The organism is Actinobaculum sp. oral taxon 183 str. F0552, from assembly GCF_000466165.1.
Lineage (GTDB): Bacteria > Actinomycetota > Actinomycetes > Actinomycetales > Actinomycetaceae > Peptidiphaga.
On sequence record NZ_KE951428.1, the window covers coordinates 22,089 to 38,853 of the forward strand.

Sequence of the window (16,765 nt, forward strand, 5' to 3'; positions counted from 1 at the left end):
CGGGCGCATCCTCAACGTGACGTCGCAAGCGGCCGTCGGCTCCCCCATGGAGGGATCCGCCGAGCATGTGCGGGCCGCCGTCCACGGCGTCGGCTCCCCTATGCGGGGAGGCGTCGCACGTCGGCATGCTGAAGAGCGGGCGGTCGCGCGTTTCCCCGCACGGCTCGAAACGGCCTGCAGCCGGACTCGGCGCACGGCGGGCGGTGTTCGTCGACGATCCGGTCTTTCACGCCCGCGCGGACGCCAGGGAGTGGACGACGTCTGCGCGGGAGGCGAGGGCGTCGTCGTGCGTGGCGATGACGACGCACGCCCCGGCTTTCGCCGCGCGTTCCAGCAGGCCGGTGACGATGCGCCGGTTGTCCGGGTCGAGGGAGGCCGTGGGCTCGTCGGCGAAGACATAGGAGGCTTCCTTGTACAGAGCGCGGGCCACTCCCGCCCGCTGTTTCTCGCCGCCCGACAAGACGGACGCCGTCTCGGCCTGTCGCCCGGCGAGGCCCACAGTCTCCAGGATCCCGTCCAGGCGGGCGTCGGGGCGCGGGCGGCGCAGGAGCCCAGGAGCTCTGAGCGTGACGTTGTAGGCCAGGGTCTCCTCCTCGATCAGCCCGTAGTCCTGATAGATGAAAGCCGCTTCCCTGCGCCAGAAGCGCCGGCGCGCCCGATCCGAGGCCGCGTCGTGCCCGTCCACCAAAACAGTGCCGGCGCTGAGGCGTTGAAGCAGACCCAGGCAGTTGAGCAGAGTGGTCTTGCCGCAGCCCGACGGGCCGACGAGAGCGATCACCTGGCCGGGTCGACACGTCAGGGTGACGCCGTCCAGGATCCTGCGGCCGGCGATCGTCACGCCGAGATCGGATGCTTCGATGCTCATGTCAGTTGCTCCTTTGTCGGAACGTACGGAGAAGTCAGCGGCGTTCGCCGCCGGCGCCGGCGTGGCGGGCGGCCTTTGTCGGGGCGTACGGGGAAGTGAGGCGCGGGCTTGGCCATAGGGCAGGTCCTGCCCGCCTTCGTCGGGGCGTATGGGGAAGTGAGGGACGCATTGGTCTACGCCTTTCTGCGCAGCGCGCGGCAGAAGGCCCGCCTGGCCGCCGAGCGGTAGGCCAGAACCGCGCCCGCAGCGTAGACGGGGGCGACCGCGCAGCTCACGGCAAGGGCCCAGCCGAACGGCAGTTTGAACCTGGCGACGGCGAAGGCCGCCGCCAGCGTTCCCGCGACGGCGATGAAGGCCGCCTCCCCCAGGAGCGGGCCGGCCGCGACCCTCCGATACGAGTGCCCGGCGCTGCGACGGGCGAAAATGCGCCGCTGGTTGCGGCCCGCCCAGGTGTGGGCGGCTTGGACCGCGGCCACTGCGACGGACAATCCCGCGAGGATCGTCGCCAATGCGGCCATCCAGGCCTGCTGGGCGTATGTCTGCGCGGAGTCCAGCAGAGTTCCCACCGCGCTGTCGACCGAGGTGACCGCCGAGTCCAGCCCATACGCGTGGACGAGCCGGCGCAAGCGCTCGGCGTCGGTGAAGATCAGGTGCCCGTTGGTGATGAACGTGTCGACGGCGCTCGGATTGAAGGAGCTCAGGGGCCGGTCCACCAAGACTATGAGCGGATGGCTGACCTTCGCCGGGTCGGCGTCGGACAGCGTGGTGCCGATCGTCGGCAGGCGCTCGCCTCCCGTGTACGTGTAGTAGGCGACTTTCTGGGGGCGGTTCGAATTGGGCCACATTCGGAAGCTGTCGTGATCCCCGAACAGGTAGTTCCGAGCCGCCGCCGGAATGGCCGCGGCCGGCACGGGCGTGAGCGCTCCGTGCGGTCCGGGCCTGTTCACGCCTATGCCCATGATCGACAGGAACTTCTCGTCGGTCATGACGATGCGGTCGAAGGGGGCGATTCGCTCGGGTGGAACCTCGACCGCGCTCACCGTGGTCGACAGCGCCGCGAGCCCCTCGCCCTGCACCGCGTCGGCGAACTGCCCCAGCCGCCTCAGGTATTCCTGCCGGTAGGCGGGCTCGCAGGTCGCTTCTAGCTGCGCACTTCCCCGCTTCAGCTCGCCTTCTCGCTGCGGCGCGTCTCCTCGCCGCCGGCCGTCCTTCCGCCGCGCCGGCGGCCGGTGAACCCGTCCATCGTCGAGGAGACGCCGAAGGCTTCGGTGACGGCGTCGAGCAGGGGGACCGGGAGCGCTTTGAGGGTGAGGACGGCGTTGGCGAAGCGCGGCAGCACCCGCCGTTGATCGCCGCGTTCGACGGAGTCGAGCACCGCGTCGGCGACCTTCGCGGGTTTGAGGATCGGCAGGAGCAGCGGCACCCTGGTCCGCACGCCGTCGAACATGCCGGTGTCGATGTAGTAGGGCGCCACCACCAGCGTATGGACGTGCGAGCCGGAATGCCGCAGCTCGCTGCGCAGCGACTCGGTGAAGCCGACGGCCGCGAACTTCGAGGCGGAGTAGTCCGCCTGGCGCGCCACTCCCACGAGCCCGGCGGCCGAGGCGATCGTGACGATCGAGCCCCGGTCCCTCTCAACCATTCCGGGCAGGAAGCGGCGCACGGTGCGGTAGAGCGAGAAGACGTTCACCTGGAAGGTGCGTTCGACGTCGTCCTCGGTCATCTCCGCGAAGCGCTTCCCGGTGACGATCCCCGCGTTGTTGACGAGGATGTCGACTCGCCCGAAGGCCGCGAGGACCGAGGCAGCGGCGGCGTCCACGCAGTGCCCGTCGGCCACGTCCACCCGCCAGGCCCGGGCGGCGCCGCCGCGTCTTTCGATCTCGTGGGCTACGCGCGAGGCGGCGGCTGCGTCGACGTCCCACACGCACACGGCCTTCGCCCCCCGTTGGGCAGCGCCGACGGCCATGAGCTCGCCGATTCCCGAGCCGGCGCCCGTCACGAGGACGACGGCGCCGCGGACCGGTGCCTTCGCCGGACGGAAGAGGGCCATGTCCGCCGCTTACCGGTCGAATCCCGGGAGGCGCCTGAGGACCTCGAGGTAGGAGACGAGGGCCCGCGCCCACGTCTCCTGCCCCATCCCGCGCGGGGCCTGGAGGTTGACCAGACGCTGCACGGCGATCGTCTGGGCCTCCGTGTACTTCAGGATGCCCTCCGCCCCGTGCCGGCGTCCGAGCCCGGAGGCCTTCATCCCGCCCATGGGCGCGTCCAACGACGCCCATGCGGCGGCGTATCCTTCGTTGACGTTGACGGTCCCCGCGTGGATCCTCTTGGCGATTCGCACGCCTCGCCGCGCGTCGCGGGTCCAGACGGACGCGTTGAGCCCGTAGGCGGTGGCGTTCGCCAGGCGCACGGCCTCGTCCTCGCCGGAGACCGGATAGACGGCGACGACGGGGCCGAACGTCTCCTCGGCGAACACGTCCATGTCCTCGGTGACCCCGGCCAGGATCGTGGGGGCGTAGCCCGCCGGGCAGGCTTGGGCGACCGCGTGGCCGCCCGCGAGGAGGCGGGCGCCCTTGCCGAGGGCGTCGCAGACGTGGGCGTCGACCTTGGCCAGGTGCCCGGGGTCGATGAGCGGCCCCATGTCCGCCTCCCAGTCCATCGTGCGGGCCACGCGCAGTTTTCCGGCCGCCCGCGCGAAGGCGGGGACGAAGCGGTCCCACACCCTTTCGTGGACGTAGACGCGTTCGACGGACACGCACAGCTGGCCCGAATTCGAGAAGCACGCCTTGAGCGCGCCCGGCACCGCCCGGCCGAGGTCGGCGTCCTGGCAGACGATGAGAGGATTCTTTCCGCCGAGTTCGGCGGAGGCGGCCACGAGCCGGGCGCCGGCCTGGCTCGCCACCTGGGCTCCGGTGGCCGATGATCCAGTGAACATCAGGCAGTCGCAGGCTTCGACGAGGGGCGGTCCGAGCTCGGCTCCCTTGCCCGTGACCACTTGGAAGAGCCGGTGGTCCAGGCCTGCGCGGACCAGCAGGCTGCGCACGGCGAGGGCGGTGTGGGGCGTCTGGCTGTCCGGTTTGAGGATGACGGCGTTGCCCGCGGCGAGCGCCGCCAGTGCGTCCGAGGCTGCCAGGGTGAGGGGATAGTTCCAGGGCGCGATGACGCCCACGACGCCTTTGGGCTGGCGGTGTTCGACCGTGCGGGTCAGGGCGGGGACCAGGCCGCGGCGGCGGCGGTCGGCCAGGTGGCGCGCGGCCGTGTTCGCGTAGTAGCGGGCCGTCATGGCGACGTCGGCCACTTCCTCGAAGGCGTCGGCGCGCGCCTTGCCGCTCTCCCACTGCACGAGGTCGAGGAGCGCCCTGCGCTCGGCCAGGACGAGGTCGTGGAATGCCTTGAGGATGCGCGAACGGCGGGGCATCGGGGTGGCAGCCCATTCCCGCTGGGCCGTTCGCGCCCGGGCGGCGGCCGCGGCGACGTCCGCGGCCGTCTGGCGCGGGAGGGAGCCGATGAGGCTTCCCGTCAGACTGGAGCGGACGTCGAAGGCGGTCGGCGCTTCGGGCGACGGACCGGAGACGGCGAGGCTCTCCAGGGCCCGCCGTCCGCGCTCGTCAAGTGCGGCGAGGCCGGGGGCGTCGGCGTCGGAACGGTCGTCCATGGCCGGAGTCTATCAATCGAACAGGCCGCGCAACACGCCGTCAGAAACGGCGGCGAGTTCGGCGACGTCGAAGGCGAGCACCTCGTCGGAGCTTCCCGTCGGGCCTCCAGGATCCGACCCGGCGGCAAGTTGGATCGTGAGCAGCTCCCCGCCCGTCGTGCCGATTCGCACGGCCGGGACGCCCTCGGCCTCGGCCGCGCGCAGCACCAGGTCGAGATAGCCTTCGGACACGGCGAGCACCGCGCGGGCCTGCGACTCCGAGAAAAGCGCGGTGAAATCGTCGATCCCCGCCTCGTCGCACAGGGCCGTCAGATCGATCGATGCGCCGACCCCCGCCCGCACGGCCATGTCCGCGAGCGCCTGGACGAGGCCCCCGTTGGAGACGTCGTGCGCCGCGGCCAGGACGGGCCCGAGATCGCCGGTGTCGGCGTCGTGCAATGCCAAAAGCACGCGCCCCAACGCCATTTCCGCCTGAAGGTCCGCCTTCGGCGGCCTCCCGCCGAGATGCCCGTGGATCGCGCGCGCCCAGGCGGAGCCGTCGAGCTCGTCGCGGGTGCGGCCGAGCAGCACGACGGCGAGGCCGTCCTCCCTCCAGCCGGACGGCACAGCGGTGCGCACGTCGTCCATGACTCCGAGGACGCCGACGACGGGCGTCGGGTTGATCGACGAATCGACGCGGCCTTTCTCCTTGCCGTGCGAGTTGTAGAGCGAGACGTTTCCGCCGGTCACGGGCACGCCCATCTCCTTGCAGGCGTCCGCGAGCCCGGTTATCGCCTGGACGAGCTGCCACATGGCGTCCGGGTCCTCCGGCGATCCGAAGTTCAGGCAGTCGGTGACGGCCAGGGGCTTCGCGCCCACGGTGCAGACGTTGCGGTACGCCTCGGCCAGCGCCTGGCGGGCGCCCTCGTACGGGTCGAGCTTCGTGTAGCGCCCGTTGGCGTCGGCGGACATCGCGATGCCCCGCCCGGTCTCCTCGTCGACGCGGATCACCCCGGCGTCGTCGGGCTGGGAAAGGGCCGTGTTCCCGCGGACGAACCTGTCATACTGGTCGGTCACCCAGCCCGCGCCCGCCTGATTCGGATCGGTGAGCACGCGCAGGGCATGCTCGCGCAGCTCGGCCGGCGAACCGGGGCGGGAGAGCCGGTTCGCGCCGTCGGCGTTGAGCGCGTCCTGCCACTGCGGGCGGGCGTACGGCCGCTCGTACGCGGGGCCTTCGTGGGCGACGGACCTCGGGTCGACGTCGACGATCCTGTGCCCGTGGTGGTCGATCGTCAGCCGCCCCGAGGAGTTGACGGTCCCGATGACGGCGGCCTCGACCTCCCACTTGCCGACGACGTCCATGAACGCGTCGAGCCTGTCAGGGGCGACGACGGCCATCATCCGCTCCTGCGATTCGCTCATGAGGATTTCCCCGGCGGTGAGCGTGGGGTCGCGCAGAAGAACGTTCTCCAGGTCCACGTGCATGCCGCCGTCGCCGTTGGAGGCGAGCTCGCTCGTGGCGCAGGAGATCCCGGCCGCCCCGAGGTCTTGGATTCCCAGAACGAGGCCCCCGGCGAAGAGCTCGAGGCAGCATTCGATGAGGACCTTCTCCATGAACGGGTCGCCCACCTGCACGGAGGGCCGTTTGGCGGGCATGCCGTCCTCGAAGGCCTCGGAGGCGAGGATCGACGCCCCGCCGATGCCGTCGCCGCCGGTGCGCGCCCCGAAGAGCACCACCTTGTTGCCCTCGCCGGAGGCGTTGGCGAGGTGGACATCGCCGTGGCGCAGCACGCCTGCGCACAGGGCGTTGACGAGCGGATTCTCCTGGTAGGACGCGTCGAATTCGGTTTCCCCGCCGATGTTCGGCAGCCCGAGGCAGTTGCCGTATCCTCCGACGCCGGCGACGACGCCGTGCACAACGCGCGCCGTGTCCGCGTGGCCGACGTCGCCGAAGCGCAGCTGGTCCATGACCGCCACGGGGCGGGCCCCCATGGAGACGATGTCGCGCACGATGCCGCCCACGCCGGTGGCCGCTCCCTGATACGGCTCGACGTAGCTCGGGTGGTTGTGCGACTCCACCTTGAAGGTGACGGCCCAGCCGTCGCCGATGTCCACGACGCCGGCGTTCTCGCCCATGCCCACGAGCAGGCGCTCGCGCATCGCCTCCGTGGTCTTCTCGCCGAACTGGCGCAGGTGGACCTTCGAGGACTTGTACGAGCAGTGCTCGGACCACATCACCGAGTACATGGCGAGCTCGGCGGCCGTTGGGCGCCTGCCGAGGATGCCTTTGATGCTCGCGTATTCGTCCTCTTTGAGCCCGAGCTCGGCCCAGGGCATGGGCTGGTCGGGGCTCGCCGCGGCTTCCTCGACGGTGTCGTAGCTTTCGTTGCGGTGCTCGGCCGAAGCCATGGATTCTCCTGTTCCGAGGGAGCGTCCGGCCCTAGGCGGGGCGGCGTCCCGAAGTGTGGGCGCTGGATTCTGTGAAACTGGATTCTGTGAAATGACGGCTGCGGGCGACGGCGTTCTCGATCGTGGGCGGCTGAGCCTCGGTTGAGTCTCGTGCACCGCGCGATCGAGATCCTCGTGCGCCGCTAGGCGAGAACCGATTCGAGGACGGACGTGAAGAAGGTCAGCCCGTCGGTTCCCGAACGGAGCCCGCCGGCCCCGACCGGCCCGAAACCCGGTTCGACGGCGTGCTCGGGGTGCGGCATGAGCCCGACGACGTTCCCAGAATCGGAGGCGACCCCGGCGATGTCGTTGATCGAGCCGTTGGGGTTGACTCCGACGTATCGGAAGGCCACGCGCCCCTCGCCCTCCAGGCGGGCAACGGTTTCGGCGTCGGCCTGGAAGCACCCTTCGCCGTTCTTCAACGGAATCGTGATGACCTGCCCGCGCGTGAAACCGGAGGTCCACGGCGTGTCCGCGTTCTCGACCGCAAGCTTTTGCTCGCGGCAGACGAAGCGCTGCCCCTCGTTGCGGACCAGCGCCCCGGGCAGCAGGTGCGCCTCGCACAGGATCTGGAATCCGTTGCAGATCCCCAGCACGGGCACGCCCTTGTCCGCCGCCTCGACGACGGCGGACATGACGGGGGCCAGCGCGGCTATGGCCCCGCATCTGAGGTAGTCGCCGTAGGAAAAGCCGCCGGGCAGCACGACCGCGTCGACTCCCCCGACGTCGTCCGAGGCGTGCCACAGTGCGACGGGCGTGCCTCCGGCCAAGCGGACGGCGCGCGCGGCGTCGCCGTCGTCCAACGTTCCGGGAAACGTCACCACGCCGATCCTCACCGCTCGCCCTCCGCAGCATAGACGGCGACGACGTCCTCGATGATCGGATTAGAAAGGCTCGTCGCGGCGAGTTCGCGGGCAGACTCCAGATGCGCCTCGGTCACCGGCCCCTCCACGGAAAGCTGGAAACGCTTGCCCTGCCGCACGTCCGTGAAGACGTCCACTCCGTGCCGAAGGAAGGCACCGCGCACGGCCTTGCCCTGCGGGTCGAGGATTTCAGGCTTCGGCATGACTTCGACGATGATCAGCCCCAAGGGCTTCCTCCTGTCTCATAATTCAGGCATCACGTGATGCCTCGTGTCCATGATACGAGCGCAGGGTGGGAGCCGTCCGGCGGTCTTAGACTCCCCCGCCCCGGTTTTCACTGCCAGGCGCGGCCGGTGAGCCGCTCGTACACCTCGCAGTACCGTTCCCGCGTCTTCTCGACGACGTCGTCGGGCAACTCCGGCGGACGGGCGCCCGAATTCGGGTCCCAGCCGGAACTCGGCGAGAGCAGCCAATCGCGCACGAACTGTTTGTCGAGTGACGGCTGAGGCTTGCCCGGTGCGTAGGAGCCGGCGATCCAGAACCGGGAGGAGTCGGGAGTGAGCGCTTCGTCGCCGAGGATGATCGCGCTCTCCCCCGAGTCGGTCGACACGCCGAATTCGAATTTCGTGTCGGCGATGATGATGCCTTTCTCAGCGGCGATTTCCCGGGCACGGGCGTAGGTCGCCACCGACTTCGCCCGCAGCTCGCGGGCGACTCCTTCTCCGACGCATTCGGTCACTTCGGCGAAAGTCATATTTTCGTCGTGCTGTCCGATCTGCGCTTTCGACGTCGGCGTGAAAATGGGATACTCGAGGCGGGCGCATTCGAGGATCCCCGGCCGGAGTGCCAGCCCGCACACCGTCCCGGTTTTGCGGTATTCCTCCATTCCCGAGCCGGCGAGGTATCCGCGCACGATGCATTCGATGGGAAGCATGACCAGGCGTCGGGCGATCATGGCCCGTCCGACCACTTCCGGCGGGACGTCGGTCGACAGGACGTGATTGGGGGTGATGTCGGCCAACTGTTCAAACCACCACAGGGACAATTGGGTGAGTATCTTGCCTTTGTCCGGGATCTCGGTCGGCAGCACGAAATCGTATGCGCTGATGCGGTCGGAAGCGACGATGAGGTAGGTGTCGGCTCCGCTATGAGCGCTCACCCCCGAAGGAACGTATACGTCGCGTACTTTTCCTGAATATACGTGGGTCCAGCCGCTCAGTTTCGCGATGCCGAGTCCGCTCATACTTCACACTCACTTCCTAGTGGGTCCCCAGCACAGCATAATCGCTGCGCACGCGAATAGCACGAGTCGCCGATTTCCGTCCGCCAGGTGGACTCGCCCCGAGATGCCTCTCAACACGAGGAGTGGACGTCGGCGGCGATGTCGCCGCGGAAATGAGCTCCTTCGAGGTTGATTTTGCGCAGCGCTGCGTATGCTGCGTCGCGCGCCTCGGGGACGGACGGCCCGATTCCGACGGTGGCCAGCACGCGTCCGCCGGCGCTGACGATGCTCCCGTCCGGGCGCTCCTCGGTTCCTGCGTGGACGACGTAGGCGCCGTCCGTGGCCTCCGCCTCGCGCAGTCCCCGGACCGGATCTCCCGTCCGAGGAGCGCCGGGGTATCCCGCCGCGGCGAGCACCACCGTCACGGCGGAGGACTCCGACCAAGCGAGCACGGCCCCGCCGAGATCGCCGCAGGCCGCGTCGCGGAGAAGCCCCGCCAGCGGCGTGACGAGCCGGGCCAGGACGCACTGCGTCTCCGGATCGCCGAACCGGACGTTGAACTCCACGACCCTCAGTCCGCGCGAGGTGAGCGCGAGCCCGCAGTAGAGCAGTCCGACGAACGGAGTGCCGCGTCGGGCCATCTCGTCCACGACGGGCTGGGCCACCCTGGCGAGGACGTCCTCGGCCAAGTCGTCCGGAGCCCACGGCAGCGGCGAATACGCACCCATGCCGCCGGTGTTCGGCCCCTGGCCGCCGTCGTAGGCGCGCTTGAAATCCTGAGCGGGCTGCAGGGGAACCGCCACATGCCCGTCGCACAGGCAGAACAGGGACACCTCCGGCCCGTCGAGGAACTCCTCGATCACGACCGCCCCTCCCGGTTTGCCCAGACAGGCCCGTGCATGGGCGAGAGCCTCCTCCCGGGAGTCGGTGACCACGACTCCCTTCCCCGCGGCGAGGCCGTCGTCCTTGACGACGTGCGGCGGACCGAACTCAGCCAGCGCCGCCTCCGCCTCGGCCTCGGTGGAGCACACGCGCGCCGCTGCGGTGGGCACATGCGCGGCAGCCATGACGTCTTTGGCGAACGCCTTCGACCCCTCCAGTCTGGCCGCCGCGGCGGAAGGTCCGAAGACGGCGATCCCCCTGCTGCGCACGGCGTCGGCGACTCCGGCGACGAGAGGCGCCTCGGGCCCCACGACGACGAGGTCGATTCCCCGAGACGCAGCCAGATCGGCGACGGCTCGCCCGTCGAGGACGTCGACGGCGACGAGGTCGCCGAGCGCCGCCATACCGGGATTGCCGGGAGCGATGACGAGTGTGGAGACGGAGGGATCGCCGCTGAGCGCGCGGGCGATCGCGTGCTCACGTCCCCCGGACCCGAGGAGAAGGATGTTCACGCCTTTAGGATACGTGAGACGGCGCACGCCCAGCCCGGCGCGTCCAGAAATAATCCAGAAAGGCGGAAAAGGCCGGTGTCCCCGCTTCCGTACGGAAGCGGGGACACCGCATTGCCTCCACTCGCGAGGGCCCGGGCCGACGCGTAACCGGTTAGGGCGGGCCGGCCTCAGTCAGCCAAGGACCTGCGCTGCGAAGGCCCAGCTCAGGCCTTCTTGGCCGCGGCGATCCGCTCGCGGAACTTGGCCAGCTGGTCCTTGACGGCCTCGGGTAGCTTGTCGCCGAACTGCTTGAAGTACTCCTCGGTGCCGTCCATCTCGGCGGCCCAGGCGTCGGGGTCGATCTCGAAGAGCGCGGCCCATTTGGCCTCGTCGACGTCGAGCCCGTCGAGATTGAAGTCCTCGAACTTCGGATAACGGCCGGTCACGCCGTCGATCGCATCGACCTGGCCGGAGGCGCGCTTGACGATCCAGTCCAGGACGCGCGAATTCTCGCCGTACCCGGGCCACATGAACTTGCCGTCGGGGCCCTTGCGGAACCAATTGACCTGGTAGACCTTGGGGAACTCGTCGCCGAGCTTCTCCTGCATCTGGAGCCAGTGGCTCCAGTAGTCGGCCATGTGGTAGCCGCAGAAGGGAAGCATGGCGAAGGGGTCGTGGCGCAGCGATCCGGCCTTGACGTCGGTGGCGGCGGCCGTGACCTCGGAGGCCACCGACGCTCCGATGAACACGCCGTGGGCGGGCTCGTACTGCTCGGCCACGAGCGGCACATTGGTGGCGCGGCGGCCGCCGAACAGGACGGCGTCGACCGGCACGCCCTGCGGAGCCTCCCAGTCTTCGCAGATGATCGGGCACTGCGACGCAGGAACGGTGAACCGGCTGTTGGGGTGGGCGGCCTTCTTGCCCTCGGCTGCGTCGGCCGGGGTGAAGTCGTTGCCCTGCCAGTCGATGACGTGGTCGGGGAGCGGGGCGTCGATGCCCTCCCACCACACGTCGCCGTCGTCGGTCAGGGCGACGTTGGTGAAGATGGAGTTGGCCTTCATGGTCTCCATCGCCATCGGGTTGGTGTCGTAGGACGTGCCGGGCGCGACGCCGAAGAAGCCGGCCTCGGGGTTGATTGCGTACAGGCGGCCGTCCGGGCCGGGGCGCATCCAGGCGATGTCGTCGCCGACGGTCTCGACCTTGTAGCCGGGGATGGTGGGCTGGAGCATGGCGAGGTTGGTCTTGCCGCAGGCGGAGGGGAAGGCGGCCGTCACGTGGTACTGCTTGCCGGTCTTCTCGTCGGTCAGTCGCAGGATGAGCATGTGCTCGGCCATCCATCCCTGGCGGCGGGCCATCGTCGAGGCGATGCGCAGCGCGTAGCACTTCTTGCCGAGCAGAGCGTTGCCGCCGTACCCGGAACCGTAGGACCAGATCTCATTGGTCTCGGGGAAGTGCGTGATGTACTTCTCGTCGTTACAGGGCCAGGCGACGTCCTCGCGGGTCTTGTCGTCGGCGTCGCGCAGGGGGTAGCCGACGGAGTGGACGGCCGGCACCCACTCGCTGCCCTCGCCGATCAGCTTGAGGGCTTCACTGCCCATTCGGGTCATGATGCGCATGTTGGCTACCACGTAGGGAGAGTCGGTCAGCTCGATGCCGAGCTTGGAGATCGGTCCGCCGAGCGGGCCCATCGAGAAGGGAATGACGTACATCGTGCGGCCGCGCATGGCGCCGTCGAACTTCTCCTTGAGGATCGCCTTCATCTCGGTCGGGTCGTACCAGTGATTGGTCGGGCCGGCGTCCTCTTCCTTCTCCGAGCAGATGAAGGTGCGGGACTCGACGCGCGCCACGTCCGACGGAAGCGAGCGGGCGAGGAAGGAGTTGGGGCGCTTCTCGGGGTTGAGGCGGGTGAACATCCCGGCATCAACCATCTCGGAAGTAAGGCGATCCCACTCCTCCTCGGAACCGTCGGCCCAGTGGATGGAATCCGGCTTGGCCAGATTGGCCGTCTCGGTCACGAATGTGATGAGATCCTCGGGAGCCTCTGCTGGTGCCCCGGCCCGGACCTCGTCAACGGTGTAGGTCTTGTCCGTCATCGCTGTTCCTTCCTTAGTGCGATGTGTTGCCTCGGCTGTGAGGCCTCGGCGCGATCAGCACATATTCTTCCAAAGGAGCCGATTCTTTCCCGTGCTTTTCGTCCCGGACGTGCGGCGTTTCACGTCGCGCGAAATGAGCGGAACGGCACCGATCCGAGGCCGTCGCTCCGAGGAGCCGCACACCCTCGGTCCGCCCGGGAAGGCCGCTGTGTCCTTCCCCATGGCCTCCCCGAGGAGCAGGCTGTCTAGTCCCTTCTTCGGCTTGGTAGTCTCAGGCCATGAAAACGAAAGTACCGCGGGCACGCATGCTCGCGCTTTTCCTCCCCTTCCTCGTCGTCCTCGGCGGGTGCAGGTCGGAGGCCACTCTGGACGTGACCGATGGCGACCAGCAGACTTTGACCTTCGACATCGACTCGGAGATCGGATCCAACGACGGGACGATGTGCGAGAAGGCCAAGATGCAGCTCGAGGCGCAGAAAAGCGTGCTGGGAGAATCGACAACCGCTCCCGTTCCGGGCGCCAAGGGAGCCAGTTGCCGCATCACGTTGAAGCTCTCCAGCTCCTTGAAGCAACTGCTCTATTCGAAGAGCGGGGACAAAGTGACCGCAGAGATCCCCGGCCAGTTCTGGAGCAGCTTCAACTCGGCCTTCGCCGGAAAATCCGGCATAAGCCAGAGCGACCTGGAGTCCGCGAATTTCTCGATAACGTTCAAACTGCCCGGCAAGGTGACCAAGGCCTCCGACGGCGGGAGAATCGACGGGAACAAGGTAACCTGGACCGATTACAAGATCGTCAGCAGAGGCATCAAGGCCGAGTCCGACTCCTCCGCGTCCGACGATTCCGCGACGGGTGACGACGACTCCACGTCGAGCGACCCCGGCGACGACGACTCTACGGCCCCCTCGAAGTCGAGCAAGACCGATTCGCCTGCTGCCGACGCGAAGGACGAATCCGACGACGGCGGCTTCCCCATGTGGGGGTGGATCGCGATCGGCGCCGGTGCGATCGTGGTGGTCGGTCTCATCGCATTCCTTCTGACGCGCAGGAAGGGCGACGACACCGGGTTCCCCGGTCCGGGATATCCGGGGGGAGTGCCTCCGGTGGGTCCGCAGTACGGGCAGCCCGACGGATCCTTCGGCCAGCCCGCGCCTTACGACCAGCAAGCTCAGGGCTTCCAGGGATACGGGCAGCCCCCAGCCGGATACGGCCAGCAGAACGCAATGCCCGGCCAGCAGTTCCAAAACCCCGGCCAGCAATTCCAAAACCCCGGGAACAATCCTCAGAACCCCATGTACCCGTAGAATCGACCTTTCCCGGCCTCAGCGAGGAAAGATCGAGGCCGCGTTACGAGCCGTAGGCGCATCCAAGCGCATTCGCCGCTGCGCCTACGGCTTTCGTTGACTTCACTCCGTTTTCACTCGGCTTCGATTCGATTTCTCCATGGCCTTTCGGCGCCCTCATGCGTCAATGCACCGACAGGCGGCAGATGAGCCAGACTGCTGCAGACGGTGCGAACCTCCATCCACCTTGCTAGGCTCAAAGCATGAATTCGACAGCCCCCCGAAATACAACAGACACTAGACGGCGAGCACTGCCGCTGATCCTCCTATTTCCCGTTGCGATCGCTCTGAGCGCGTGCCGATCGACGTTCGCCTTCAACGCTTCCGACCCGAACAACGCCACCCTCGTCATCGAATTCGATACGGAGATCCGTGGCTCGACGGCCAAATGCAGCAGCTTGCAGCCTATACTGGACAGGCAGCGGAATTACATAGGCGAAGGAACCGTCGAGGAAGTCCCCGGATCGGTCGGAGCGGGCTGTCGCGTGACCTACAGCAAGTTCACAGCATTCGGCAGGGTCATGTTCATGAGGCAACGCGGCGACGAGATCACCGTGGAAATACCCAAGCCGTTCTGGGATGCCATCGTGACCCAGCTGAAGCAGGCCAACGTGCCGGAAAGCAGGTTCGCCTCCTTCAATTTCAACGTCACCTTCGAGCTTCCCTCGGACGTCCTCTCGGCTTCCGCCGGCGGGCAGATCAATGGGAAGAAGGTTTCGTGGAGCGGTTTCACCACCGTGCTCAACGGTATCCGGGCGGTTTCCAAGAATCCCTACAGCACCGCCTATCCGTCGACTTCGCCTCACAGGACTCCCAGTCGCACACCTTCGAGGGCCCCTTCCAGCGTTTCCGCGGATTCATCCAAGGAAGAGGACGGCGAGTCCGGTGGCTTCCCTGTGTGGGGATGGGTCGCCATCGGCGTCGGCGCTGGAGCAGCGCTCGTGGTGGTCATCGCCCTCATAGCGCGCAGGAGGAAAAACGGGAACGGCGGTCACCCGGGCTCCCACGGCGGGTTCCCCGGAGGCCTCCCACCGGCGGGGTCGCCTTTCGGACAATCCTACGGCCCCCAGCAGGCGCCGCCCGGCCCCGGCCAAGAGGCCCCGAATCCGTTCGGCTCCCCTTACGGCCAGACCGGACCGGGGGATACTTCGGCCTACGGGCACGGGCAGCAGCCCGGCCAATGGGGACCGGGCCAGCCCTGACGGGGATCGGCCGCGTCGCGCATTCGAGAATGCACGGATCGACCGGGCGGGCCAGCCAGCGGAGGAACCTCCATCCGCGCGCCGGCATCGAGAATTCGGCCCAGCCGGTAGTCGGTCAGGGCGATGGGCCGGCGGGAAGAATGCGCTTTGCCTCAGTTCCTCAGTCCAGGAGACTGCGGCGCACGATCGTCTGCTCTCGGTCCGCACCGACCCCTATGAGGGAGATCGGGCACCGGGAGAGCTCTTCGAGGGCGAGCACGTAGTCGCGTGCGGCTCGCGGCAGGTCGCCGAAGGTCCGGCAGGATGAGATGTCCTCGTCCCATCCGGGGAAGCTCTCGAAGACGGGTTCGACGCGCCGGTAGTCCCGTTGGAAGGCGGGCACGTCGCCGACGCGCACCCCGTCGATCTCGTAGGCGACGCACACGGGGATCTCGTCCCGTCCGCCGAGAACGTCGAGCTTCGTCAGCACCAGGTCCGTCAATCCGTTGACGCGCACTGCGTACCGTGCGACGGGAACGTCATACCATCCGCACCGGCGAGGGCGTCCGGTGGTCGTCCCGTATTCCCCGCCCCGTTGGCGCAGGCAGTCGCCCTCGGCGCCGAGGAGCTCTGTGGGAAAGGGGCCCTCCCCCACCCGCGTGATGTACGCCTTGACGACGCCGACGACGCGGTCGATCCGGGCCGGCCCGACTCCCGTCCCCGTGCACGCTCCGCCGGCGGTCGCATTCGAGGAGGTGACGTACGGGTAGGTGCCGTGGTCGATGTCCAGCATGGTCGACTGACCGCCTTCGAAGACGACCGCCTTCCCCTCGTCGAGGGCGTCGTTGACGAGGCGGCTCGTATCGACGACCATGGGGCGGATACGTTCGGAGTGGGAGAGGAGCTCGGCGGTCACGGCGTCGGCGTCCATCGCATCCGCTCCATAGACCGCGAAGAGCTCGTTCTTCTGCTCCAGGGCGCGGGCGACCTTCGCCCGCAGGGAGGATTCGTCGAGGAGGTCTTGGACGCGGATTCCCGTGCGCGAGGCCTTCTCGGCGTATGTCGGCCCGATGCCGCATCCCGTCGTGCCGATCCTGTGGGAGCCGAGCGCTCGCTCGTGCAGGCTGTCAAGCAACTTCGCATAGGGAGTGATGACGTGCGCGTTCGCGGAGATCTTCAAGCGCGACGTATCGACGCCGCGGGAGGCGAGTTCGTCGATCTCTTGGAAGAGCACGCCCGGATCCACGACGACGCCGTTGCCGATCACCGGCGTACAGCCTTCCGTGAGGATCCCCGAGGGAAGGAGGTGGAGCGCGAACTTCCGCCCGCCGACGATGACGGTGTGGCCTGAATTGTTGCCGCCGTTGAATTTCACGACGTATTCAGAGCGGGTACCGAGCTGATCGGTGGCTTTTCCCTTGCCCTCGTCGCCCCATTGGGCTCCCAGGACGATGATCGCAGGCATGCTGTCCTCCTCTTCGCCGACGTGCGTAAAGGGGCGCGCCGGGGTGCCCGCTTTACGGCCCAAGCATAGGCGAAGGCCCGACTGCTCGCACTCGATCTCCGCATGTCCTCACTGCGTTCTCCGAGGCCGGCCTCTCCTCTCCTCTCCAAGGCGGATCCCATCGCGGCGCCGGCGTCGGCGAGTCGGGACCCGGCGCCATCCCCCCGCTGGGATGGATCGGATCGGCGGCGTACGTCCTCCAGCTCGATTTCCACCCGGAGGGCGACCGGAGCAGCACGCGT

The 16,765-nt window shown here is 68.2% G+C and carries 13 protein-coding genes; 2 read left to right on the plus strand and 11 right to left on the minus strand.

The window, feature by feature from the left end; all coding sequences use genetic code 11:
• Window positions 1–226: 226 nt before the first annotated feature.
• From HMPREF0043_RS05420 to HMPREF0043_RS05465, 10 genes are all read right to left on the minus strand, one after another.
• Window positions 227–865 carry an ABC transporter ATP-binding protein gene (locus HMPREF0043_RS05420; protein WP_021601920.1) on the minus strand — a complete coding sequence of 213 codons (639 nt, stop codon included), beginning with the start codon at window positions 863–865 and terminating at the stop codon, window positions 227–229.
• Window positions 866–1,038: 173 nt separating this feature from the next.
• Window positions 1,039–1,941, minus strand: a complete 903-nt coding sequence (locus HMPREF0043_RS05425) for a hypothetical protein (protein ID WP_021601921.1) — start codon at window positions 1,939–1,941, stop codon at window positions 1,039–1,041.
• 86 nt (window positions 1,942–2,027) lie between these two features.
• Entirely contained in the window at window positions 2,028–2,915 is an 888-nt protein-coding gene (locus HMPREF0043_RS11065; protein WP_021601922.1) for an SDR family oxidoreductase, read from the minus strand.
• A gap of 9 nt (window positions 2,916–2,924) precedes the next feature.
• Window positions 2,925–4,520: a succinic semialdehyde dehydrogenase gene (locus HMPREF0043_RS11070; RefSeq protein ID WP_021601923.1), complete on the minus strand. Its 1,596-nt coding sequence runs from the start codon at window positions 4,518–4,520 to the stop codon at window positions 2,925–2,927.
• Window positions 4,521–4,532: 12 nt separating this feature from the next.
• Window positions 4,533–6,908, minus strand: a complete 2,376-nt coding sequence (purL, locus tag HMPREF0043_RS05440; RefSeq protein WP_021601924.1) for a phosphoribosylformylglycinamidine synthase subunit PurL — start codon at window positions 6,906–6,908, stop codon at window positions 4,533–4,535.
• 182 nt (window positions 6,909–7,090) lie between these two features.
• Complete coding sequence (purQ, locus tag HMPREF0043_RS05445; RefSeq protein WP_021601925.1) at window positions 7,091–7,783, minus strand: phosphoribosylformylglycinamidine synthase subunit PurQ; 693 nt, start codon at window positions 7,781–7,783, stop codon at window positions 7,091–7,093.
• The gene (locus tag HMPREF0043_RS05450) at window positions 7,780–8,037 is read right to left on the minus strand and encodes a phosphoribosylformylglycinamidine synthase subunit PurS (RefSeq protein ID WP_021601926.1); all 258 of its coding nucleotides are present in this window, start codon (window positions 8,035–8,037) and stop codon (window positions 7,780–7,782) included. Before HMPREF0043_RS05450 ends, purQ begins: the two co-directional genes overlap by 4 nt.
• A gap of 107 nt (window positions 8,038–8,144) precedes the next feature.
• Entirely contained in the window at window positions 8,145–9,053 is a 909-nt protein-coding gene (locus HMPREF0043_RS05455) for a phosphoribosylaminoimidazolesuccinocarboxamide synthase (RefSeq protein ID WP_040317926.1), read from the minus strand.
• Between the two features lie 110 nt (window positions 9,054–9,163).
• Window positions 9,164–10,426 carry a phosphoribosylamine--glycine ligase gene (gene purD, locus HMPREF0043_RS05460; RefSeq protein ID WP_021601928.1) on the minus strand — a complete coding sequence of 421 codons (1,263 nt, stop codon included), beginning with the start codon at window positions 10,424–10,426 and terminating at the stop codon, window positions 9,164–9,166.
• 203 nt (window positions 10,427–10,629) lie between these two features.
• On the minus strand, window positions 10,630–12,498 hold the full coding sequence (locus HMPREF0043_RS05465; protein ID WP_021601929.1) for a phosphoenolpyruvate carboxykinase (GTP): 1,869 nt from the start codon (window positions 12,496–12,498) through the stop codon (window positions 10,630–10,632).
• Between the two features lie 278 nt (window positions 12,499–12,776).
• Here HMPREF0043_RS05465 and HMPREF0043_RS05470 point away from each other — a divergent pair, with 278 nt between their 5' ends.
• On the plus strand, window positions 12,777–13,799 hold the full coding sequence (locus HMPREF0043_RS05470; RefSeq protein ID WP_156897526.1) for a hypothetical protein: 1,023 nt from the start codon (window positions 12,777–12,779) through the stop codon (window positions 13,797–13,799).
• Between the two features lie 524 nt (window positions 13,800–14,323).
• Window positions 14,324–15,040 carry a resistance to Congo red protein gene (locus HMPREF0043_RS05475; protein WP_021601932.1) on the plus strand — a complete coding sequence of 239 codons (717 nt, stop codon included), beginning with the start codon at window positions 14,324–14,326 and terminating at the stop codon, window positions 15,038–15,040.
• A gap of 160 nt (window positions 15,041–15,200) precedes the next feature.
• Here HMPREF0043_RS05475 and HMPREF0043_RS05480 read toward each other — a convergent pair whose 3' ends face one another.
• Window positions 15,201–16,484 (minus strand): adenylosuccinate synthase, encoded by a 1,284-nt coding sequence (locus tag HMPREF0043_RS05480; RefSeq protein WP_040317927.1) that lies wholly within the window; start codon window positions 16,482–16,484, stop codon window positions 15,201–15,203.
• Between the last annotated feature and the right edge of the window lie 281 nt (window positions 16,485–16,765).